Origin of the sequence: Prevotella sp. KH2C16 (genome assembly GCF_900113305.1) — a bacterium.
Lineage (GTDB): Bacteria > Bacteroidota > Bacteroidia > Bacteroidales > Bacteroidaceae > Prevotella.
Map to the genome: position 1 here is coordinate 1 of NZ_FOOW01000009.1, position 24057 is coordinate 24057.

Genomic DNA, 24057 nt, shown 5'->3' on the forward strand with positions numbered 1-24057 from the left:
TGCGAGATCGAGACTGTAGCAATAGGTCTCATCAGGCATATCGCGGATATCCGTCTCTGCTTCGAACCATATCCTGCTGCCGTCACGAACGGCATAGTTCACCTCTGCCCTCCTGTCAAGGAGCTGCGTCCAGAGTATGGTACCCTTCGTATTGCGCAGCTGGAACACCGTGGGAGCCTCTTCCGCCAGATTGGCGCAATAGGCAAGCAGCAGATAGCGGGCATCCTGATAGATGAGATGGGCGTCGAAGCCCGTAAACCAGTCCGTGATGGGAATGGCACTGACAAGACGCTGGTCCCTGTCCCACTGGTGGGTCATGTCATAGGAGAAATAACCGGCATCCTGCGGATCGCCGAGATGAAACTTGAACCTCACTTGCCAGAGGCGCAACCGCCCACCGGCACCGGTATTCTCGCTGATGTTCACGCGCTGCAGCTTGTAATAGGTGCTATCGCGCAGCTCGCCATTAAGTTCCGTCGGGGGCAGACGACGCGCATAGTTGAAAGCCTCCTCGGTATAGAGGCGGTCGGTGGCGGGGAAATAATAATAGGCTTCAGCCAGGTTATTGTTCACGAGGAAGCCCTCGCCATAGTCTTCATTGATAAACTTTGCCAGCAAAACACCTGTGTTCATGGCCGGTTTCTTGGCAAACAGCGCATTGGAAACATCCTTCATGCTCCTCGTCTTCGGGTCTATCTCATAGATAAAACGCTTCGGAACCACCATGTACCAGCAGTGCGCCTGATGGAAATAGCGTACTTCACCTGACGAGAACGAGGATATGGAGAGTTTGTCTGCCTCCTTTTCCGAGATAAGCAGCCCTTCGGACAAGACCTTGCCCGAGAGCGCATCGCGAAATCCATAATAGTAGCCGTCGATGTATTTCGACCTGTCCCCGTTGTAGCCCACGCTGTAGTTACGCTCCACAAGATAGAAGAAACACATCTGTCCGCTGCTCTTCATGGGAAAGAAGCAAATCTTCTGGTCGTGTACCTTCACCGAGTCTTTGCCTAAAAAGCTGCCGGAAGACGGGGTCGTCCACCTACCTATAAAGATGAGGAGAATCATCGCGAGAATAGGCAGGCTGACAGCCACGGCTACCACCCTCAGTCCGTTAGTCGTCGTAAGCCTGCTCTGGTTGGAGCCATTGCCGGCATTTCCAAAGTCAAAATGATGCTTGACATTGATGTTGATGTCATCGTCGTCAATGAAGAATTCCGTGCCGCAACTGTTACAGCGAAACCGTTTGTCGTCTATCTGAGTGTGCTTCTCGCTGCCACACTGCGGACATTTCACAGCCTTTATCTTTGTCGCCATCGTCTGTCCGTGAGTTAGGATTTCCTGGAATAGTGGATGGCGAGATAAGCCAACACCGCCTCTATGGCGGTAAGCGTTACCAGACCGATGGCCCACCAATTGTCAGTCCACCGCGCCGGGGCGAAGAATCCGCTGAGGAATTCCAGCGTTCCCACGGCCAGGAAGCAGATGCCGAGGCTGAGTCTGTGGGTGCTCTCCGCGCCGAAGGCAAAGAGCAGCCATACCAGGAAGGTGTTGATTACAATGGCCAGGCTCGTGAAGAGCAGGTTCATCGGTGCGTAGGCCGTGATGAGCAGTCCTGCGAGCAGGTTTACGATGAGGACGGCAGCGGCGGGTACAATCAGTTTCTTCATAATTGCGCGAGTATTTCTTCTTTCTTCTTGTCGTATTCTTCCTGTGTGATCAGCTGCTCGTCGAGCAGGCTCTTCAGCTGTCGCAGGCGCCGGGCAGCATCTTCGTTACCGGTCTCCGCAGCCTTCGCGCCAGAGCCGCCGGCCTGCGGGGCGAAGATGTCCTTGGCCAGCTGTACGCCTGCCCCCACCTGCAGTCCGGCCCCGGCGAGCCCGCCTTCGTTGCGTGCGGCATCGCGCATGGCGGCCAATTTCTGCACACCGGTGTAGTCCAAGCCCACCTCGGCGGCTGCCCTTTGCTCAGTTGTCATGTCGGCAACCTTTCCAATGCGCTCCATTGTGTCTTCGTCGAAGGTTACAGAGTCCACACGGAAATCGGTCAGCGTAAGCCCCAGCTTCAGCAGCTCGTCGCCGGTCTTTTCCTTCAGGTCGGCCGAGAGCTCCATCAGATGGCGGTCCACCTCGCGATAGGGATAGGCCTTCGAGGCAAGGAAGGCGGTGAGCGGGGCCACGATACGCGAGGAAACGAGCTCCTGCACATCGGCGACACGATAGTCGCCCACGGTTCCGAGCAAGGTGGTGAACATACAAGCGGCATCGGCAATCCTTACCGAGAAGTTTCCGCAGGCACCCAATGTTACGGGCAATTGATAGTCAGGCTCCATATATTTCACGGGCGAGGCGGTGCCCCAGAGCACATTCACGAGTTCCGCCGTGCGGAAGAAATAGAAGCGCATCTTGTGCTCGCTTTCCATCTGCTGCGCCAGGTTGAGCAGCGTGGTGATGAAAGGATGGTTGGCGGTGGCCATCTCATAGATGCCGGGCTCGGTCAGCGTAGCCATTACCTTGCCATCGTAGACTACGAGACATCCCTGTCCCGGAGCCACGATGAGCTTGCTGGCGTTTTTGATTTCGTCCGTCGTCGTCTCCATCCGGTGGAAGAGAAGGTCTGCGTTCTGCTCCTTCCATTCAATGACCGTGCGTAGCTGCCGCTTGAAAAAGTTCTTTAATTCCATAAAATTTGGTTTGAATGTTAACGGGGGATTATATCCCCGTCTTCATTTTACAGCCCTACAAAGGTAGAAAAATAATTTCAAAAAGAACATGGAAAAAGCCGAAAAATACGCAAAAAGTTCCTCAACAAATACTGCAGGAACGGTCTCCCTACCTTACAACCTATGCCATCTCCTATTGCCAAACAACTTTCTATCATTCCTCCACATCAGCTCTTTCATGAACGGACGCTTTTAGCTTGCCGTATAAACCACTCACCCAGAGCCCCACGAAGGTAAGCAAGCCGTTAATCATGAGCATCTCGTAGCCGAACCGATAGCCCGTAGCAGCCTCCACGATTCTGTCTGCGGCATAGCAGATCAGCGGCGACGCCACGGCCACATAGGGCACCACTCGGTCGTTTACGCCCCTGTGCGTGAGCAGCCCGTAGGCAAAGAGCCCCAGCAGGGGACCGTAGGTATAGCTGCACATGATATAGATGGCATCGATGACGCTCGTGGAATTAATCGCCTTGAAAGCCAGGATGAAGAGCGTGAAGACCACAGCCATCATCACATGGGCTCGCTTGCGCAGGCCTTCATCCCCCTCGCGGCCGCGTATGTCGACGCAATAACTCGTGGTGAGCGAGGTCAATGCCGAGTCGGCACTGGAGAACGAGGCCGCCACGATGCCGACGGTGAAGAATACCACGACGATGTTTCCCAGCCTTCCCGATGCCGCGAACAGGGGCAGAAGCTCGTCGCCCGAGGCCGGAACGGCGATGCCTTGCTGTCGCGCGAGCTGCATCAATAGCACGCCGAGGCACATGAAGAGCAGATTGGCAGGCACGAAGGCAAAGCTATAGGCACACATGTCCTTCTGCGCATCGCGAAGGTTCTTGCAGGTGAGGTTCTTCTGCATCATGTCTTGATCCAGCCCCGTCATCACGATTACGATGAAAATGCCGCTCAAGAACTGCTTCCAGAAGTTCTGTTTCGACAGCCAGTCATCAAACACGAACATTCGGCTATGCCCGTCCTGGCCAATGGCTGCCACGGCCTCCGACACATTCAGGTTGAGCTCGTGCATCACATGGACGAAGATGAGAATGAGGGCCGTGAACATGCAGACGGTCTGGAAGGAGTCCGTCCACACCAAAGTCTTGATGCCGCCGCGCCTGGTGTAGAGCCAGATGAGCGCCACCATCGCTACGACCGTCAGCGGGAACGGCACACCAAGTTCATCCAGAACGAACCTTTGGAGGATGATGCAGACTACATAGAACCGCACGGCAGCCCCCGTCATCTTGGAGAGGAGGAAGAAGGAGGCTCCCGTCTTATAGGAGCGCATGCCCAGCCGCAGCTTTAAATAAGAATAGATGGTAGTAAGATTCAACCTGTAATATACCGGCAGAAGCACGAAAGCCACGAGAAAATAGCCGATGATGAAGCCCAGGCAGGTCTGCATGTAGGTCATGTCGGTATACTCCACCATGCCCGGCACGCTCACGAAGGTAACGCCCGAGATGCTCGCGCCCACCATGCCGAAGGCCACCATATACCATGGCGACCGCCGGTTGGCCCTGTAGAAAGCGTCGTTGTCGGCATGACGGGCTGTCAGCCTGCTGAAGAGCAGCAGGATGGAGAAATACGCAAGAACGGTGAGAATGATAATCATAACGACTACAAAGATACTAAAAAACGGGCACTTACACGACGCTTACCCCACATCATTCCTGTCGCCCATCCATGATCCGCAGAACCTCGACGGCCTCTTTTACCGTCCGCACCTGCAAGACATGCATCAGCCTGCGACCCCTGATCTCCTTCAGGTCGCACCGGCGGGGATTGGAAGCTATGTAATTGAGCACACGGTCGAAAGCCTGGCTCTTGTAATAGGCACTGTCGGGATTGGAGACAAACTGCAGGTTGAGCAGTCCCTGGCGCAGGATGATCTTCTCGCAGCCCAGTCGCTTGCCCAGCCGGCGCAAGGCCACCACCTGCATCAGTTCCTCTCCCTCGTGGGGCACAGGGCCGAATCGGTCGACGAGCCGCTTACGATAGTCGGCCAGTTCCCGATCGTCCTTGATATTGTCAAGCTCCCTATACAGCAGCATTCGTTCGCTGGAGCCCGGCACATATGTATCCGGGAAGTACATCTCCAGGTCGCTCTCGATGGCGCAGTCTTCCACAAACTCATCGCCGCTGAACTGCTTGCCCTGGGCAATTTCCTCGGCGTAGATATCCTGAAACTCATCGTTCTTCAGCTCCGTTACTGCCTGCGAGAGAATTTTCTGATAGGTTTCATAGCCCAGGTCTTCCATGAATCCGCTCTGCTCCGCACCCAGCAGGTTGCCCGCACCACGGATGTCAAGGTCCTGCATGGCAAGGTTGAAGCCGCTGCCCAGCTCCGAGAAGTTCTCCAAAGCTTCAAGCCTGCGGCGAGCTTCGGGACTAAGCACCGACTTGGGCGGTGCCAGGAGATAGCAGAAGGCCTTACGGTTAGAGCGACCCACGCGGCCTCGCATCTGATGCAGGTCTGACAGTCCGAACCGGTGAGCGTCGTTGATGATGATGGTATTGGCATTGGGAATGTCGATTCCATTCTCCACGATCGTGGTGGAAAGCAGTACATCATAGTCATAGTTGATGAACCCCATGATGATGGTTTCCAACTCTTCAGGATCCATCTGACCGTGGCCGATGGCAATGCGGCAGTCCGGAACATACTTACGAATGAGATTGGCGATATCCTGCAGGCTGCTGATACGGTCGCTCACGAAGAACACCTGTCCGTTACGGCTCATCTCGAAGTTGACGGCATCGGCTATCACCTCGTGTCCATAGGTGGCCAGTTCCGTATGAATGGGGTATCGGTTAGGTGGAGGAGTGCGGATGATGCTCATGTCTCGGGCTCCCATGAGCGAGAACTGCAGCGTGCGCGGAATGGGCGTGGCGCTCATGGTGAGGGTGTCTACATTCGTCTTCAGCCGGCGGAGTTTCTCCTTGACCGAGACACCGAACTTCTGTTCTTCGTCTATAATAAGCAACCCCAGGTCGTGCCACTTCACATTCTTTCCTATCAGCTTATGGGTGCCAATGAGGATGTCTATCCTTCCCGAAGCCAGATCTTCCAGCACCTGGCGGGTCTGCTTGGCCGTGCGAGCCCGGGAAAGATAGTCTACACGCACGGGAAGATTCTTCAAACGATCACGGAAAGTCTGGTAATGCTGAAAGGCGAGCACCGTGGTCGGGACGAGCACGGCAACCTGCTTGGAATCACAGGCCGCCTTGAAAGCCGCACGCACGGCAACCTCGGTCTTCCCAAAACCCACATCGCCGCACACCAAGCGGTCCATCGGGCGGGCACTTTCCATGTCGGACTTCACATCATGAGTGGCCTTCAGCTGGTCGGGGGTGTCTTCATAGAGGAAGCTGGCCTCCAGTTCCCGCTGCATGTAGGTATCTGCGCTGAAGGCAAAACCTTTCTCATGACGACGCTTGGCATAGAGGCGGATAAGGTCGCGGGCTATATCCTTTATCTTCTTCTTCGTCCGCTCCTTCAATCGATCCCAGGCTCCCGTGCCCAGAGTGCTCAACCGGGGCGGCTCTCCCGTATCCTGCCGGCGGTACTTGCTTATCTTATAGAGTGAGTGGATGGAGACATCCACCTTGTCGTTATTCTGATAGATGATGCGTATAGCCTCCTGAAAACCTCCATTGGGATTGGGCAACCGCACCAGTCCCCCAAACTTGCCGATGCCGAAATCCACATGAACGATGAAATCGCCGGGATCCATTTCCTGCAGTTCCTTCATGGTCAACGCCATCTTCCCGGCACGGGCACTGTCGCTGCGAAGGCTGTATTTATGGAAGCGGTCGAATATCTGATGATCGGTGAAGAAGCAAAGCTTCAGGTCGTTGTCGGCAAATCCCTCATGAAGGGTTTTGTCCACGGGCTGAAATTGAATCCTCGAACGCTGGCTGTCGTAAGAAGAACGCTCTCGGTCAGTACCCGTTTCATCGAAGATATCCTTCAGACGCTGCTGCTGTTTCTGGCTGTCAGCAAGTATATAGAGCTTATAGCCTTGCAAGATATAATCTTCCAGCGACTGTTTCAACAAGTCAAAATTCTTATGGAACAAAGGCTGCGGCGTGATGTGAAATCGCAAAACGGCCGACCCCACCTGACCGCCCTCCGGACTCTTGTTGGCATCCGCCCCGATTTCCACCCGCTTAAACCGGATAATCTCGTTACGGAACTGCTGCGCCGAAGAGAGGTTTCCCTCTTTCTGGAGATTACGGATTATCTCTGCACGCTCCATCTCCGTGGCAGCTTCGAGCTGCTCGGTCATGGCCTGCCGGGAGAAGCCCTCCCTGTAGATTCTATCAATAACGCCCTCTACATACGCCAAATCCTTCACTACCACGAGGCCATCATCGGGCAGGGAACTAAGAAATGACACTTTCTCCGAAGCCACTGCAGCAAGCTCTGGAACAATCTCCACCTCGTCTCTGCGATTCTTGGAAAGCTGATCCTGAACCTCGAAAGTGCGGATGGTGTCAATCTCGTCGCCAAAGAAATCTATGCGATACGGGTACTCACAAGAATAGGAATAGACATCGAGGATACTGCCGCGAAGGGCAAACTGCCCCGGTTCATAGACATAGTCAGTCTCTGAAAAGCCGAGACTGCGCAGGGTCTTCACGACATCGGTTACATCTATGTTCTGCCCCGCACGCAATTTAAGGAGCTGCGTATCCAGATTCTTCTTGCTGACAACCAATTCTGAGAGGGCCTCCGGACAGGTTACTATATACAGCTGCTTCCCAGAACCTAACTTGGCAAGCACCTCCGTCCGCAGAATCTCATTGGCGGCATCCCGCTGAGCGTATTTTATGGAACGACGATAACTGGAGGGATAGAACAAGACTTCTTCCTGGCCGAGCACCTGCACAAGGTCGTGATAGAAGTATCCGGCCTCATCGGCATCTTGCAGAATGAACAGAATGGTTCGATGGACTCTACTTGCTACAGACGCAAACAATACTGGCGTGGCAGAAGCCAGCAATCCCTGAAGGAAAACACGGTTCACCGAATTGTCTTCCAGAACCTTGAGGAGCGCCCCTGCCTGAGGTGACGCTCCATACAAGTGGCTGATATCTTGAATTCTCATTTACTCTTTTGGCAGCAATGGATACTTGCGCAGCCATCCATCCAGCCTTAATCTCATAACACCGAAGAACGCCTCCCCGAAGATTCCTCCGCTCATCTTGCTCGTTCCCTCGCGGCGATTGACGAAAACCACAGGAACCTCCTTGATCTTGAAACCTATCTTATAGGCCGTGAACTTCATCTCTATCTGGAAACCATATCCCTTGAACCGGACCTCGTCGAGCGGTATCGTCTCCAGAACGCGGCGCTTATAGCAAACGAAACCTGCCGTCGTGTCATGGACCTTGAACCCCGTAACCAAGCGCACATACTTAGAGGCGAAATAACTCATGAGGACGCGCCCAATCGGCCAATTGACCACATTTACCCCACTTACATAGCGAGAGCCGATGGAGACATCGTTCCCCTCATCATGGCAAGCTGCATAAAGGCGGGGCAAATCATTGGGATCATGACTGAAATCGGCGTCCATCTCAAAGACATAGCCGTAGTTGTGCACCAACGCCCACTTGAATCCAGTAATATAAGCCGTGCCTAAGCCCAGTTTCCCACTACGCTCAATAATGAAGAGCCTGTCTCCAAAGTCTGTCTCCATCAAGTGATGGACTATCTGAGCCGTGCCATCCGGACTCCCGTCGTCGATAACAAGGACATGAAAACACTTCTCAAGGCCGAACACGGCGCGGATAATCTTCTCTATGTTTTCCTTCTCGTTATAGGTGGGAATAATTACAATGCTGTCGCTTTCGTTCATAATCCGCAAATATTAAGATACTGCAAAGATAAGAAATTTTTAATATATACACCTCTTACCACTATCATTATTTTTACGATTACTGGTCCAGGTTCTCCACATAGCCTTGATATTCCGGCATAAGACCCTGCATTACGGCCTGATATGCCTTGTCCATGGTCCGCTTCTCAAATTCCGGCCCCTTACCCTCCGGCACTATCGGTCTGTGGATAGTAAGGTGCAGGGGATGCCATACGGCAAACTTCCAGTCCCGCATCCGCGGCATGACATCGAAAGATCCGTTAATGGTCAGGGGCACAACAGGCAACTGCAACTCGTCTGCCAGCATGAAGGCTCCCCGGCGGAACTTGCCCATATGCCCCGTGAAGGTGCGGGCTCCCTCTGGAAAGACCACCAGCGACATCCCCTCCTTCAGAATTTCACGCGCCTCGTCGTAAGTCCTACGAATCTTGCTCGGCCCGCTCTTGTCCACAAAAATGTGATGCGCATACTCACAGGCTACGCCGACCAGGGGTATCTTCCTCAATCCTTTCTTCATCATCCACTTGAAATTGCGATTCAGATAGCCATAAATCAAGAAAATGTCAAAAGCTCCCTGATGATTGGACACAAAAACATAAGACTGCCCGGGGACAAGATTCTCACGACCTTCTACCCTCACGGGAAGGAACAGAAGCCGTATGGCGAGCCTCGACCAGTACTTTCCTGGGTAGTATCCCCAGAAATGACCGTTTCCAATCATGCACCCTATAACGGTAACCAACGAGGTTATGAAGGACGCAAGGACAAAGAGAGGCACAAAGATGAAGGTCTGGTAGATTCGGTAGAGATATTTCATTTTTTCTTATGTAAGGTTATTACTGTGATTTCACTCGGCATACCGAAGCGGAAAGGCACTACGCCGCCCAGTCCGGCATTCACATAGAGATAGCGACCGGACTGCTCGTAGAGCCCCTTGTCTTCGCCCATCATGAGCATCGTGGGACGGAATCCGAAGATACTCAGCTGTCCTCCGTGGGTATGTCCGCTCAAGGTGAGCTGTGCCGTAGACTCCGGCAGTATGGATTGCCGCCATGCCGAGGGATCATGCTGGAGCATGACGACAAAGGCTCCATCGGACACCGTCGACAGAGTTTTCCGCAAATCCGCCTTGTCGGGATGAGGAGCCACTCCCCCGTTTTCCTCTCCGGCGATGACGAGGGAGTCTTTCCCGCGATGGATACTACGATGCTCGTTCAACAGTAAGTCCCATCCGAACTGGCGTTCGAGGGATATGATTTCCTGCTCATTGGATACTTTTACGGTCGAATCAGCCTTGATATAGGTGCTGTAGTCATGATTTCCCAGGATGGAATAGACGCCGTCCTTGGCCTTCAGGGAGGACAAGATGCCCTGCAAGGGATACAATTCCGACGGCTGGATATTCTGAATGTCGCCGGTGAAGACTATTGCGTCCGCATGCTGAGCATTGATACTGTCCACCGCCCTGAGAAGAATTTTCTTTCTCTTGCCCGTAAAGGTCCCCACATGGGCATCCGAAAAGTGAACGATGCGATAGCCGTCGAAGGCGTCAGGAAGGTCGGCAAACTCCAAATTCACATGGTTGACATCAAGTTTGTGGAAACCTGCCGTATATCCGTAGACGAAGACATAGACTCCGAACAGACTGGCAAAGACTCCTATCAGATTTCCCCAGTTATGACGGCTGTGGGTTATCTTACACCAGAGATGCCCCAGAAAGGAGAACAAGGCGAATACGGCTTTGGGACCAACAAAAAGTCCCACCAACGCCAAATACATATTCAGCAGTTTCAGATCGTCAGGCACGAAGTTCTTGATGGTTGCCAAAGCGATGGAGTAAACGAGCATCAAGATTCCCGGAAGCAGCCAGAGCAGGCGTCTCCAGAAGCCGTATTTATAGCGTCGGCGCAAGTAGTAAATGTCGAAATAGATTTCCGGCAATACGATTGCTAATATGATTGGAAATATGATTCGTGCTATCATTGCTTCAAAACAATAGACTTAAATCCGCCCTTCACTCATCGGAACTTTATTTCCTGGCCGCTGGAATTCTCGTCAAAGACCCCCTCATTATATATAAGGTGCCCGTTGCAGAAGGTCTGGCGAACCCTCCATTGGTACTCATGACCTATCATCGGGCTCCACTTGCACTTGCTCTGTATGACATCCTTCGTTACCTTCCAAGGTCTATCGTTGCAGACAATCACCAGGTCGGCGGCATACCCCTGGCGGATAAAACCACGCTCCCGCACGCCGAACAGGGTGGCCGGATGATGGCACATAAGTGCCGCGATGTCAGCAATGGTCAATATGCCCTCGTCTGCCAGCTCCAACATCGTGGAAAGGGAAAACTGAATCATGGGCATACCGGAAGCTGCTCTTGCACATCCGCCCTGCTTTTCACTCAGAAGATGAGGGGCATGATCTGTGCCCACCGTGAATATCTTTCCGTTTACGAGTCCTCTCCGAAGGGCTTCCCGGTCATGGGAAGTCTTGACGGCGGGATTACATTTGATGAGTGCCCCCAGCGTTTCGTAGTCCTTGTCGCAGAAATAGAGGTGAGCTATCACGGCCTCGGCTGTGATTGCCGGTTCCTGTCCGAAGAATTCCAGCTCACGGGCCGTAGTCAGATGAGCCACATGTAGGCGGGTACCGTATTTTCTTGCGAGAGCCACCGCGTGCGCCGTAGAGTCATAGCAGGCTTCCTCGCTCCGAATCATAGGATGCAGCCGTATCTCCGGGTCATCGCCATACTCGGTTCTGGCCTTCTGCATATTTGCATTGATTTGCCGTGTATCCTCGCAATGAGTCATCACGGGAAGCCCCAGCTCTGCGGCCGTGCTGAATATCCGCTGCAAGGATTCCTGCCTGTCTACGAGCATATTGCCCGTCGAAGCACCCATGAAAAGCTTGATGCCTGGTATCCGATGACGGTCTAAATCCCTAAACAAAACACTGTTGTCATTGGTCGCCCCGAAGAAGAAACTATAGTTGACATGGCTCTTCTGCCTTGCGAGTTCAAACTTTTCCACCAAGGTTTCGAGCGAACATGTGCCGGGCTTTGTGTTCGGCATATCGAAAAAAGAGGTAATTCCTCCATACGCCGCGGCGCGACTTTCGCTCTCAATATCAGCCTTCTCAGCCAATCCTGGCTCACGGAAATGCACATGCTCGTCTATCACGCCAGGCAAAATGAAACACCCCGTAGCATCTACCTCTTTGTCGTAGTTTCCACGGGGAGCATCCTCGCCTTCCTTGATTCGGGCTATCTGCTCGCCCTCTATCACGATTGAACCTCGATAGGTCCGGCCTTCATTGACTATTGTTCCACCATAAATCAGTATTGACATACGGGCTTGTTGTTATTCTGCTGGCTTTGCAAGCTCGCTCGGAGTCGGAGCCGGCTGTGCAGGAACAGGCTGCGCCACCTGCGGAGATGCCGGAGCATGAGGAGCCACGGCAGGCACATCCTTCATTCCATTCATAATCTGCTGATTCTCCTGTGCCTTTTCATAATAGTCCTTCACATAAGGATCATTCTTGAAATTATCCGTTGCCTTGCTCATAATATCTTCTATCCAAGGGTCAAGCATAGGATACTCATTAGGAATCGTTACCAGGAAAAACACTCCCGGTCCCAGCACATTGTCAAAATTCTCCGTAACAAAAGAGGTTACCAGTTGGTCTTCTTCCTGCGAAAGGCGGTTAGCCTCGGCATTCAGGCGCACATTCACCTCCTGCATGTCGCTGCCGTTCATGATGGCCTGGTCATGCTGATGAATAAGGTCGGCCTGCCGGTTTTTCAACTGACTGTATTTATTGAAGAACTTGAAGAGCTTGTCATTATAAGGCGTTCCGCTCACGGTCTGCTGGGTATTGTCGAGCTTGATGACGATGTCTCCTCCCTCAATGACAAGAGGGATGATGCTCTGATGATCCAGAAAGATGCTTGCCATGCGCACGGTGTCCACGGAGCCGGCAAACGCAAACTGGCCATGCACCACATCGCAGGAGTCTAAATTCTTGAAGTCGTTGTTCTTCAGAACCTTCAGATACAGCTTCTGACCATCCAAAGTCGAGATATTGGACGAGCCTTGAATATTGAATGAACTCGCACACGAAGTGAGAGACAGCAGAGAGACAAATGCGTATATAACCTTATTCATATAATCCGAAATGTTCTGAATAGCAAAGATAACACCTATTATTGAACTATAAAAAATATTTTATGGAATTTAAAGGATATTTCCTCTCTTTTAAGTATTTTTTGTTTTATTCAATTCGTAATTGATGCGATGCGTGGTATAGAGCTCCAGCAAGGCGGCAATGAGCAGCAGAATTACCCATTTATTGTATACATAGCTCAGATAGGCATAGTATCCCGAGCCGTCCTGACTCTTGAACAAGGGCAGCAGATACTGGTAGGCCGTGTCGACCATGAGGAATCCCGACAGGATGAAGAGAATGTCGGCGATGGCCTGAATGCGCTTGAGACGCTTCACGACAAGATCGCTCCCCTCGTAAGTCTGCATCAGCTGCATCAGCGTAAAGAGGATTACTCCCAGGAGGAACACCCAGCACACCACCTTTTGCTGCCACATGAACACGAAGCAGCCGGCGCCTGCGACCATCAGCACACCCCCTATCAGGAACAATATGCCTTGCGTCTTATTCAGTTGTTTCATTTTTACTCGTTTCTACCGGGTCTTCATCCGTACTCAGCACATAGACATCCTCGTCGTCAGCCTTCATGAAATAATGCTCACGGGCTATTTTCTCTATCGACTTGCGGTCGTTCTTCAGACCCTTGAGCAGCTTCGTGGTGGCCTCGTTCTGGGCGTTATACTTGTCGATTTCGTCCTGAAGGGCATCTATCTGAAGCTCGTACTGCACGCGCTTCATGAAGCTGTTCTCATCGAGAAACCCCACGATGGCAACGCCCAGCACGATCACTATCAAATATTTGTAGTGGCTCAGGAAACTCCATATGACTCCAAACCGGCTGCTCATAATATTCTCTATTCGGATGCAAAAATAAAAAAAAGAATTGATATTCTCGACTTTTTTACTTACTTTTGCAACATAAATCCCAAAAACCCTATGGAAGAATACATTGTTTCGGCAAGGAAATACCGCCCCATGACCTTCGACTCGGTCGTCGGGCAGACAGCCCTTACCACCACGCTGAAGAACGCGGTGAAGAGCGGCAAGCTTGCCCATGCCTATCTTTTCTGCGGCCCAAGGGGCGTGGGAAAGACCACCTGCGCCCGCATCTTTGCCAAGGCCATCAACTGCCAGCATCCCAGTGCCGAGGGAGAGGCCTGCAACGAGTGCGAGTCATGTAAGGCCTTTAACGAGCAGAGGTCGTATAACATCTTCGAGTTGGACGCTGCCAGCAACAACTCCGTGGAGAACATCAAGACCCTGATGGATCAGACGCGCATCCCGCCGCAGGTGGGGCGCTACAAGGTGTTCATCATCGACGAGGTGCACATGCTCTCCACGGCGGCCTTCAACGCATTCCTGAAGACGCTCGAGGAGCCGCCTGCCCATGTCGTCTTCATCCTCGCCACCACCGAGAAGCACAAGATTCTGCCGACGATCATCAGCCGCTGCCAGATTTACGACTTCCAGCGCATGACCGTCCCGGAAATCGCAGACCACCTGAAAATGGTGGCTGGACGGGAAAACATCAGCTATGAGGAGGAAGCCCTGAACATCATTGCCGAGAAGGCAGACGGCGGCATGCGCGACGCGCTCTCCATCTTCGACCAGGCGGCGAGCTTCTCGCAGGGCAACATCACCTATCAGAAGGTGATAGAAGACCTGAATGTGCTCGACAGCGACAACTATTTCCGCATCATCGACCTGGCTCTCGGGAACAAAGTGCCCGACATCATGCTCCTGCTCAACGCGCTCATCACCAAGGGATTCGATGCCGGCCTGCTCGTCAACGGGCTCGCCTCGCATGTGCGAGATGTGATGATGGCGAAGGATGCGCAGACGCTACCACTACTCGAGGTGAGCGAGCAGCAGAGGCAGAAGTTCCTGCAGCAGGCTCAGAAGTGCCCTACACCTTTTTTATATAAGGCTCTGGAAATCCTGAACCGCTGTGATGTGAACTACCGGCAGAGCTCCAACAAGCGGCTGCTGGTGGAGCTCACGCTCATCGAGGTGGCCCAGATCACCCAGCCCGACGACGACAAGCCTGGCGCGGGGCGCAGCCCCAGACGACTGAAATCCCTGTTCAAGAATCTCATGGCTCCTCAACCTAAGGCGGCTCCGCAGGTGGCTGCCGAGGAGAAGCCCGTGGTGCGCCAGACGAAGGCGACGCACCACCGGGAAGAGAAACCCCTGCCTTCAACACAGCCCACGGCCACTCCAAGTCCGAAACCCCGGCTGAAGTTCGGGAACATAGGCCTCACCTTCAGCAATCTTCTCAATGACGGGGACACGGGAGCAAAGGAAGAATCCGACGAACCGATAACTGCCAAGAAAAAGGAGTTTGACGACGACGAGCTGGCTCACCAGTGGATGTCGATGTGCCTGCGGATGGAAAAGACCAATCTCGTAGGCCTGGCTCAGCGCATGAAAAACCTCACGCCCGTCATTCTGCATTATCCCGAAATCGAAGTGGTCGTAGACAACTCCGTACTCCTCGACCAGCTCAACGGCATCAGGCTGCGCATAGAGAAGACGATAAAAATCAGTCTCGACAACAGCGACCTGAAACTGCACCTCCGACTGGCAACGCCGGAAGAGTTCAAGCCTATCCTCAACAACCGGGAAATCTTTGAGAAGCTTAGGAAAGAGAATCCCGCGCTGGAAAAGCTGAGCACCGCACTCAACCTCGAACTTAGCTGACGGCAGGACACAGCGCGGCACCCCTTTTTCCAAAAGGCCGCTTTCAAGGGTATTACACACAGCGTGTAAACCCATTACAGGCCGCTTGTAACATGTTTACAAGCGGCCTGTAACAATTTCAACAGCCGTTTATCAGATGAGCCGGATGCCTATTTCGCGACATTCGCGGCGCATGCTGTCGGGCCAGATGCTGGCCTGTATCTCGCCGATGTGCGCCTTGTGGAGCAATACCATGCAGAGGCGGCTCTGCCCGATACCGCCCCCGATGCTCAAGGGCAGCCGGCCACTGAGCAGCTGCTGGTGGAAATAGAGCTGCTCGCGCCCTTCCTCGCCTTCCATCTCGAGCTGCCGGAGGAGCGACTCCCTATCTACACGGATGCCCATGCTGGACAGCTCTACCGAGCGTCCCAGTAGCGGATACCAGATGAGAATGTCGCCGTTCAGACCCGCCAGACCATTCTCCGCCACGGTCGACCAGTCGTCGTAGTCAGGCGCTCGGCCGTCGTGTTTCTCACCGTTGGAAAGTCTTCCGCCAATGCCTATCACGAAGACGGCCCCGTATTCTCGGCAGACGGCATCCTCGCGCTCCTTCGGAGTCAGCCCGGGATAGCGCTGCAGGAGCTCCTCACTGTGGATGAAGTGAATCTTCTCGGGCAGAAAAGGCTTTATGCAGGGATAGGTCTCGCAGGTGAGGAACTCCGTGCGCAGGATGGCGGCGTAGATTCTCCCCACCACATTCTGGAGGTGAGTCAAGGTGCGCTGGCCGCTGGAAATCACAGCTTCCCAGTCCCACTGGTCCACATAGAGCGAGTGGAGGTTGTCCAGTTCCTCGTCGGCACGGATGGCGTTCATGTCGGTATAGATGCCGTATCCCTCGTCAATATGATACTCGGCAAGGGTCAGCCGCTTCCATTTCGCCAGCGAATGTACCACCTCGGCCTGGCTGTCGGCAAGGTCTTTGATGGGGAATGTAACCGGCCGCTCCACCCCGTTGAGGTCGTCGTTGATGCCGAGCCCCTTCAGGACAAACAGCGGCGCCGTAACCCGGCTCAGCCTCAGCTCCGTCGAGAGGTTCTGCTGGAAGAAATTCTTGATCAGCTTGATGCCCTGCTCCGTCTGCCGACCGTCGAGCAAAACCTCGTAGTCGATGGGCTTTATAAGTCTACTCATTTCTCGTATGCTTTGTTGCTTTGAAGTGCAAAGGTAATCAATTATCACTAATCCGCAAGCCATTTCCCGGAAAAATCGACATTCTGACCGGTTTTCCGGAGCGGCTCCTTCCTTTCTGGCAGCTTGCCGCCCTACGAAGCCGGACAGCCTGAAATCCTACGGAGGAAAATATTATAAATCGCTAAAAAAATCTCCGGTTTATTGCATATGTCAGAAGAAATAATTACCTTTGCAACTGTTTCGGCCCCGTAGCTTAGTTGAATAGAGCGTCAGATTCCGGTTCTGAAGGTCTTGGGTTTGAGTCCCAACGGGGTCACCACACCTAATAAAGGATTACTATGGATATTACCGAACGATTCATCAACTATACCAAGTTTGATACGCAGTCGGCCGAAGGCTCGGAAACCGTCCCCAGCACCCCGAAACAACTCATCTTCGCAAAATATCTGAAGGAAGAGTTGGAAGACGAGGGCTTTACCGATGTGGAAATGGACGACAAGGGTTACATCTACGCAACGCTGAAAGCCAACACCAAGAAGGACATTCCCACCATCGGCTTTATCTCCCATTACGACACCGCACTGGATGCAAGCGGAGCCGGCATCAAGGCTCGCGTCGTGGAGAACTACGACGGCGGAGACATCCTGCTGTCGCCCGGCATCGTATCATCACCCGCCAAATTCCCCGAACTTTTGGAGCATAAGGGCGAAGACCTCATCGTTACCGACGGTACGACACTGCTCGGCGCGGACGACAAGGCGGGCATTGCGGAAATCGTGGAGGCCATGTGCTATCTGCGCGACCACGACGAAATCAAGCACGGCGACATACGCATGGGCTTCAACCCCGACGAGGAAATCGGCATGGGAGCCCATCACTTCGATGTGGAGAAGTTCGGCTGCGAATGGGCCTATACCATGGACGGCGGCGACATCGGCAACCTGGAATACGAGAACTTCAATGCCGCGTCGGCCAAGATTACCATCAAGGGCGTAAGCGTCCACACCGGCTATGCCAAGGGAAAGATGATCAATGCCAGCCGGCTGGCCTGTGAATTCAACGGCTACATACCGGAGACCGACATACCGGAGACCACTGAGGGCTATCAGGGCTTCTATCATCTGCTCGGCATCGAGAGCCACTGCGAAGAGGCAAAGCTCAGCTATATCATCCGCGACCACGACAAGGAGAAGTTTGAAGAGCGCAAGAACTTCGTAGAGGACATCGCCAGGAGGATGAACGAAAAGTATGGCGAAGGCACCGTGAAGGTGGCCCTGAAGGACCAATACTATAACATGAAGGAGAAGATAGACCCCAACATGCATGTGATAGACATCGTTCTCAAGGCCATGCAGGACACCGGCGTAACGCCCAAGGTGGAGCCTATACGCGGCGGAACCGACGGTGCCCAGCTCAGCTTCCGCGGCCTCCCCTGCCCCAATATCTTTGCGGGAGGCGTGAATTTCCATGGTCCTTACGAGTTTGTTTCCATCCAGGTGATGGAGAAAGCCGTGCAGGTCATCGTGAAGATTTGCGAACTTACCGCCCAGTTCAACGACTAACGGCACCCCGAGTGCTCTGCTTGACAAAGAAAGGCAAAAGGGTGAAGGCATGCCGGTCGCTCTTTTGCCTTTTTGCTTTCCAAGTTTCCGCCGATTCCAACTATCATCCTTTCACCCATATAGAACAACAAAGATGTCTGAACTTCCCAACCTCGTAAAAGACCTGGCACTGATCCTGATGGTCGCAGGAGCCGTAACGCTCCTGTTCAAGAAGCTCAAGCAACCCCTGGTACTGGGGTATATCGTGGCCGGATTCCTTGTCTCGCCACACATGCCTTACACCATGTCGGTGGTCGACAAGGCGGACATCCAGACCTGGGCAGACATCGGCGTCATCTTCCTCCTTTTCTCCCTGGGGCTCGACTTTTCGTTCAAGAAAATCCTGAAGATGGGCATGGCACCCGTCATCGCCGCCCTCACCATCATCTTCTCTATGATGATACTGGGCATGTTCGTAGGGCGTGCCTTCGGCTGGAGCCGCATGGACTGCATCTTCCTTGGAGGAATGCTGGCCATGTCGTCCACCACCATCATCTACAAGGCATTCGACGACATGGGCCTGCGACAGCAGCACTTTGCCGGACTGGTGATGAGCGTGCTCATCCTTGAGGATGTACTGGCCATCGTGATGATGGTAATGCTGTCGGCGCTGGCCGGGGACACGGCCTCCGACGGTGGGCAGATGCTCATGCTGGAGTCGGTCTTCAAGATCGGGTTCTTCCTCATTCTCTGGTTTGTGGTGGGCATCTTCGTCATTCCCCTGTTCCTGCGCTCTACGCGAAAGCTGATGAACGACGAGACCATGGTCATCGTTGCGCTCGGCCTCTGCTGTGCCATGGCATGGATTTCAACTACCGTCGGGTTCAGCAGCGCCTTCGGTGCGTTCGTCATGGGAAGCATTCTTGCCGAGACGATAGAGGCCGACAAGATTATCCGTCTCGTCGAGCCGGTGAAGAATCTGTTCGGAGCCGTCTTCTTCGTGTCGGTGGGCATGCTCGTAGATCCCGAGATACTGGTAGACTATGCACTACCGATCGTGGTCATTGTGATGACCATCCTCTTCGGGCAGAGCATCTTCGGCTCCCTGGGCTATCTGTTCAGCGGCCAGACGCTAAAGACCTCAATGCGCTGCGGATTCTCCATGGCACAGATCGGCGAGTTTGCCTTTATCATTGCGTCGCTCGGCCTCTCGCTGGGCGTCATAGGAGATTTTCTATATCCCGTGGTAGTAGCCGTATCCGTGATTACCACCTTCCTGACCCCTTACATGATGCAGGCGGCCGACCCGGCATATGCCTATCTCGAAAGAAAACTGCCCAGGAAGTGGGTGCGCAGGCTCAGCCATCTCGGCTCGACGACGGAGGGAACGCAGCAGGAGCAGAGCCTCTGGCGCGTCTATCTGCGCAAGATTACGGTGAACACAGTCATCTACTCCATTCTCACGGCAGCCGTTACCACGCTGATGCTCACCGTCTTCCTGCCCTTCATACGCAAGATACTGCCCCACTGGTGGGCCAACGGCGTGTGCGGCGTGCTCCTCCTGGCTCTCATCGCGCCGTTCTTGCGCTCCATCATCGTGAAGAACAATCACAGTGAGGAGTTCAAAGCATTGTGGACAGAGCGGCGCATCAACCGCCTGCCATTAATCTTCACCGTGCTCGTGCGCGTGGTCATCGCCGCCGCCTTCCTATTCTACATCTGCAACTATCTGGCTCGCTTCCAGAACGCCGTCGTCATCACGCTCGCCCTGGTGATGCTCACTCTGATGGTGCTATCCAGGAGCCTGAAGCACCGAAGCATCCGGCTGGAGCGTCTCTTCGTGCAGAACCTGCGCTCGCGCGACATCGCCGCACAGGTGAACGGCAGCCGACGGCCGCTCTTCGAGGGGCACCTGCTCGACCGCGACCTGCATATCTCTGACTTTGAGGTGCCCGATGACTCGGCCTTCTGTGGCCAGACGCTGCGCGACCTGCAGCTGCGCAACCGCTACGGAGTGCATGTGAGCAGCATTCTCCGTGGCCGGCAACGCATCAATATCCCCGGCGGGAGCACCGTCATCTTTCCCGGAGACCGGATACAGGCCATCGGCGACGACGAGCAACTGCACGCTTTCGGCGACGGACTGCGCCACGAACTGGTGCCCGAAGACCCGGAAATAGAGAAGCGGGAGATGAAACTGCGCCAGATTATCCTGCGCGAAAGCAGCCCGTTTATCGGCAAGAGCCTTCGCGAGAGCGGCATCCGCGACCAATATAACTGCATGGTGGTGGGCGTGGAAGAAGGCCAGAAGAACCTCACCCTCATCAATCCCAAGCGTAAATTCGAGCAGGGAGACATCCTCTGGATCGTGGGCGAGCAACAGGCCGTAGACAAACTGACCAACCTGACATAATCCGAAATAGGAACCATGAGAATCCCCAAGAGCCTGATCTGCCTTGCCCTGTCGCTCGGCATGCTCTCCTGCGCCACGCACCGGGAGCGTTTCTTCGTCGTGGCCGACCAGAATCCGTCGTTTCCCGGTGGAGACAAAGCCATGCAGGCATTTATCGGAAACAACCTGAACCTGCCCTATCTGGAGGGCTCCTGCAATGTGCAGGGACGCATCGTCGTGCAGTTTTTCGTGGAGGAAAACGGCCGCCTGACCCATCTGCGAGTAGTGAAACCCATGTATCCCGCCTACGACGAGGCATGCCTCAAGATGCTGAAGAAGATGCCGCGATGGATTCCCGCCCGGCAGAACGGCAAGCCCGTGAGATTCCAATACATCCTACCCATATTCATCCATCCGCAGTAAGCCCTGTGGGAAGCCACCTATAGGCTGAAAAAATCGGCGATTTTGAAGGATAAAATCGGCGAGAAGGTGAGGCAAAATCGGCGATTTTGTCAAATCGCTAACGGTCTTTTGGAAAACTGCGCAGGGTCGGGAGGGAAGCGACAAAGGGCTTTCCCTGCCGGCTAATACCACTGCACGGCATTGCTGTAGCCGCTGCGCTTGTCGTATTTCAGCGCATCGGTGAGCGTAGCGGCATTGGCGCGGAAGGTGAAGTTGTAGCTGGTATAAGGAGCTATCACCACCTGACAGCTCATGTTGAAGCAGTGGAGGTCGCGCTGCAACGAGGCCGTGGTCATGCTCATGGCATGGTTCTCGAAGTCGTAACCGCTGGAGAAGCTGATGTTCCAGCCATCGCTGATGCGCAGGTTGCCGCTCACATTCAGCGTCTGGGAGAACTTGTAGGGGTAGCGCATCTTCTCGTAGTTGAACTTCTTGATGTCGGTATTCTCGCGCATGGTGATTCCATATCCGAAGGTAAGCGACCACGGCATGTTGAAGACCATGTAGCCGTCGTCGTCGGTCTCGGCCTTTCCGCCTCCGCTTTTCTTGCGCGCGCCGCGCTGTCCCTCAATCATGTCGTCGTCGATGTTGCTCTCAATATCGGTATCTATGCCTTCGTCGTCCTTGTCGCACAAGTCCTCATCATCGTCCTTGCCACCTCCGAACCACTTACGGAGCTTTTCGGGATTGAGGGTGAACGAGATGTTCTGCGAGAAACCTTGGAAGCGGCCGAACTTGCCCATGCCCCAGAGGGTATGGTTGCCGATGTAAGGTGTGCCGTTCTCATCCAGTTCGTAGGCATAGGTGCCGAACACGGCGTTCATGTTGAAAGTATAGTTTTTCCACCATTTCAGTCGTAGGCGCACGGAGAGGTCGCTCCACTTGTGGGTGGTGGCTGCCGCATTATACGACATTGTGAAGCCCAGTTCGTCAATCAGGCTTATCTTCTTGTAGCCGAGCGAATCCTTGTCGTGGTCGCTCTTGAGCTTCATCTCAAGATTATTGGAGATGTCCCAGCTGATGTTTCCCGTCCTTCCTTTGCCCGGGACGCCGTAGAGAGCGCCCTCGTAAGGCGAGTATTCCACGAGCGAGACATTGCCGTTGGCATCCGTCTTCTGGTAAGTGTCATAGTAGCCGTAGCGTGCCGACCCGAAGTCTGGCGCATAGGAGAAGCTGACGCTGGGCGTGATGACATGGCGGATGGCCATGATCTTGTCGCCGAAAATCTTCTTGCTGGGCACGAAGAAGCCGTAGAGCTTGGTGCTTGCGCTGAGCGCGAGGTTCCAGTTATACACATTGTGGAAGCCGTAGGTGGTGTCGTTCTTCACCTCCTGGGCGGCATCGTCCCAGGAGCGGTCTACCTTCTGGGAATACATACGGTCGGTGAAATTGAACGAGGGAGACACATTGATATAGTTGAACAGCGTGAAGTTGCCGCTGATGGGGATGTTGTGCTGTATACCGTTGCGCCATTCCTTCAGGAGGTTTGCTTTCAGCAGTCGGTCCTCCTTGGTGTTGATGGAGTTGGAGAGGCGACCCGTGTAGCTCATGGAAATCTTCTCATACCATCGCTGGTTGCCTGCCACATGCTTCCTGCGGAACGGGTAGAAGCGGCTGATGGAGATGTTGAGGTCAGGCAGGGTCATGGAAATGGAGGAGTCGCGCATGTTCTGGCTCAGGTTGGCCGTTGAACTCAGCGACATGCCGATGCTTGAGAAAGTGGTGCTCCAGCTGACGGACGAGGTGCGCGTACTCTGCGTGAGCGACTGCGGATTGTAAAGTGAAGTGAGGTTATTGCGCTCGTAACTGCTCGTAGCAAAGTTCACGCTGGCCGACAGCGAGCTGAAAGGATTGGCCTTGGCGTCCTGCCTGTGGCTCCATTGAATCTTGAAACTGGTCTGCCGGGCGTAGTCAGGCAGCCCCTTGTCGCCCGTCCGGGTATCCTGGAAACTCGCCAGAAAGCTGCCGTTGTACTTATAGCGCTTGCGGTAATTGGATGCCACGCTCACTCCCCACGAGCCCTTCGTGTAGATCTCTCCCAGCAGTTTCAGGTCCCAATTGTCGTTCATCGCGAAGTAATATCCACCGTCTCGGAGATAGAATCCACGGTCTTGCTCGTCGCCATAGCTCGGCATGATGAATCCCGAGGAATAGCTCTTGGTGAAGGGGAAGAAGCCGTAGGGAATGGCAAGAGGCAGGGGCACATCGGCTACCACGAGGTAGGCCGGGCCGAAAACCACATCTTTGCCTGGGCGAACCTTGGCCCGCGAGAGGGCGATATAGAAGTCGGGGTGCTCCTCGTCGCAGGTGGTATAGCGGCCGTGCTTCAGGTAAATCACGCCCGAAGAGTCTCTCTTGGAAATCTCGCTGGTAAGGAAACCGTCCTCCTGCTGGGTATATACATTGTTGATAAATCCCTTCTTGGTCTTGAAATTGAAGGCGATGGTATCACTCTCATACTCACTTCCACCCATCTTGAACAGCGGCCGTCCCCTGACGCCTTTCTTCTCCGTGGAGTCGGCAGTACCTATAGCCCTGACCAGACTGCTGTCGAGGCTCATCTGAATCTTGTCGCTCGCGAGGTCCATGTTCTCGTATTCCACCTTCGAGGAGCCATAGATATAAGCCACCTTGCTCTTGGCATGATAGACAAGAGAGTCTTCCCCAGAGTAAGTAACCGGCGCATCGATGCCGTTTTTCTTCTTCCGATTGAGCGAGTCGAGGTGTATCGAGTCGTCGACAGCCTTGTTGTGGCGGTAGACGGCACGCTGAATGGAGTCCATCTTCGTGGTGTCGATCACGGCCGCAAGTTTGCCAGTATCGCGCCGAGTAGTGTCTTTCTGGGAAATGGAATCACTCTGCACAGCTCTCTTTTTCTTCTTGAAGAGAGGCATATTGTCATTCGCCATCATAAAAATGAAGGCGAATAACATGAGTGCGATGAGCGTTTTCCTTCTCATAAATTATCTTGCAAAGATAAAGAATTTATACTGAACAGCCCGCCGTTTACGCAATTTT

At 53.8% G+C, this 24057-nt stretch carries 18 protein-coding genes and 1 tRNA gene; 5 read left to right on the plus strand and 14 right to left on the minus strand.

Features of this window, described 5'->3' with window-relative positions:
* From BM114_RS07615 to BM114_RS07670, 12 genes are all read right to left on the minus strand, one after another.
* Positions 1 to 1317 (minus strand): transposase (locus tag BM114_RS07615; RefSeq protein WP_092112084.1); only part of this gene is annotated, 1317 nt, incomplete at its 3' end.
* A gap of 14 nt (positions 1318 to 1331) precedes the next feature.
* Positions 1332 to 1670, minus strand: a complete 339-nt coding sequence (locus BM114_RS07620) for a transporter (protein WP_092112086.1) — start codon at positions 1668 to 1670, stop codon at positions 1332 to 1334.
* Complete coding sequence (locus BM114_RS07625; protein ID WP_092112088.1) at positions 1667 to 2683, minus strand: SPFH domain-containing protein; 1017 nt, start codon at positions 2681 to 2683, stop codon at positions 1667 to 1669. The genes BM114_RS07620 and BM114_RS07625 overlap by 4 nt, the downstream gene beginning before the upstream one ends.
* 193 nt (positions 2684 to 2876) lie before the next feature.
* The gene (locus BM114_RS07630) at positions 2877 to 4337 is read right to left on the minus strand and encodes a sodium:solute symporter (RefSeq protein WP_092112090.1); all 1461 of its coding nucleotides are present in this window, start codon (positions 4335 to 4337) and stop codon (positions 2877 to 2879) included.
* A 52-nt stretch (positions 4338 to 4389) separates the two neighbouring features.
* Positions 4390 to 7836, minus strand: a complete 3447-nt coding sequence (gene mfd, locus BM114_RS07635) for a transcription-repair coupling factor (RefSeq protein ID WP_092112092.1) — start codon at positions 7834 to 7836, stop codon at positions 4390 to 4392.
* Positions 7837 to 8589, minus strand: a complete 753-nt coding sequence (locus BM114_RS07640; RefSeq protein ID WP_092112094.1) for a polyprenol monophosphomannose synthase — start codon at positions 8587 to 8589, stop codon at positions 7837 to 7839.
* 79 nt (positions 8590 to 8668) lie between these two features.
* The gene (locus BM114_RS07645) at positions 8669 to 9427 is read right to left on the minus strand and encodes a lysophospholipid acyltransferase family protein (protein ID WP_092112097.1); all 759 of its coding nucleotides are present in this window, start codon (positions 9425 to 9427) and stop codon (positions 8669 to 8671) included.
* On the minus strand, positions 9424 to 10593 hold the full coding sequence (locus BM114_RS07650) for a metallophosphoesterase (RefSeq protein ID WP_092112099.1): 1170 nt from the start codon (positions 10591 to 10593) through the stop codon (positions 9424 to 9426). The genes BM114_RS07645 and BM114_RS07650 overlap by 4 nt, the downstream gene beginning before the upstream one ends.
* A gap of 35 nt (positions 10594 to 10628) precedes the next feature.
* Complete coding sequence (locus BM114_RS07655; RefSeq protein WP_092112101.1) at positions 10629 to 11960, minus strand: dihydroorotase; 1332 nt, start codon at positions 11958 to 11960, stop codon at positions 10629 to 10631.
* Positions 11961 to 11972: 12 nt separating this feature from the next.
* Entirely contained in the window at positions 11973 to 12776 is an 804-nt protein-coding gene (locus BM114_RS07660) for a DUF4369 domain-containing protein (protein ID WP_092112103.1), read from the minus strand.
* A gap of 90 nt (positions 12777 to 12866) precedes the next feature.
* Entirely contained in the window at positions 12867 to 13295 is a 429-nt protein-coding gene (locus tag BM114_RS07665; protein ID WP_092112105.1) for a hypothetical protein, read from the minus strand.
* The gene (locus BM114_RS07670) at positions 13279 to 13620 is read right to left on the minus strand and encodes an FtsB family cell division protein (RefSeq protein ID WP_092112106.1); all 342 of its coding nucleotides are present in this window, start codon (positions 13618 to 13620) and stop codon (positions 13279 to 13281) included. Before BM114_RS07670 ends, BM114_RS07665 begins: the two co-directional genes overlap by 17 nt.
* A gap of 90 nt (positions 13621 to 13710) precedes the next feature.
* Between BM114_RS07670 and BM114_RS07675 the strand changes: the two genes are divergently transcribed.
* On the plus strand, positions 13711 to 15474 hold the full coding sequence (locus tag BM114_RS07675; RefSeq protein WP_092112107.1) for a DNA polymerase III subunit gamma/tau: 1764 nt from the start codon (positions 13711 to 13713) through the stop codon (positions 15472 to 15474).
* A gap of 132 nt (positions 15475 to 15606) precedes the next feature.
* On the opposite strand, the gene asnA is transcribed toward BM114_RS07675, so the two are convergent.
* Positions 15607 to 16644 carry an aspartate--ammonia ligase gene (gene asnA, locus BM114_RS07680; protein ID WP_092112109.1) on the minus strand — a complete coding sequence of 346 codons (1038 nt, stop codon included), beginning with the start codon at positions 16642 to 16644 and terminating at the stop codon, positions 15607 to 15609.
* A 242-nt stretch (positions 16645 to 16886) separates the two neighbouring features.
* Here asnA and BM114_RS07685 point away from each other — a divergent pair.
* From BM114_RS07685 to BM114_RS07700, 4 genes are all read left to right on the plus strand, one after another.
* Positions 16887 to 16963: transfer RNA gene (locus tag BM114_RS07685), tRNA-Arg, on the plus strand.
* A 19-nt stretch (positions 16964 to 16982) separates the two neighbouring features.
* Positions 16983 to 18206, plus strand: coding sequence for a peptidase T (gene pepT / locus BM114_RS07690; protein WP_092112111.1), 1224 nt, complete (start codon positions 16983 to 16985; stop codon positions 18204 to 18206).
* Positions 18207 to 18339: 133 nt separating this feature from the next.
* Positions 18340 to 20598, plus strand: coding sequence for a monovalent cation:proton antiporter family protein (locus BM114_RS07695; RefSeq protein ID WP_092112113.1), 2259 nt, complete (start codon positions 18340 to 18342; stop codon positions 20596 to 20598).
* Positions 20599 to 20613: 15 nt separating this feature from the next.
* On the plus strand, positions 20614 to 21000 hold the full coding sequence (locus BM114_RS07700; protein WP_092112115.1) for an energy transducer TonB: 387 nt from the start codon (positions 20614 to 20616) through the stop codon (positions 20998 to 21000).
* A 161-nt stretch (positions 21001 to 21161) separates the two neighbouring features.
* On the opposite strand, the gene BM114_RS07705 is transcribed toward BM114_RS07700, so the two are convergent.
* Entirely contained in the window at positions 21162 to 23999 is a 2838-nt protein-coding gene (locus BM114_RS07705; RefSeq protein ID WP_092112117.1) for a putative LPS assembly protein LptD, read from the minus strand.
* Positions 24000 to 24057: the final 58 nt, after the last annotated feature.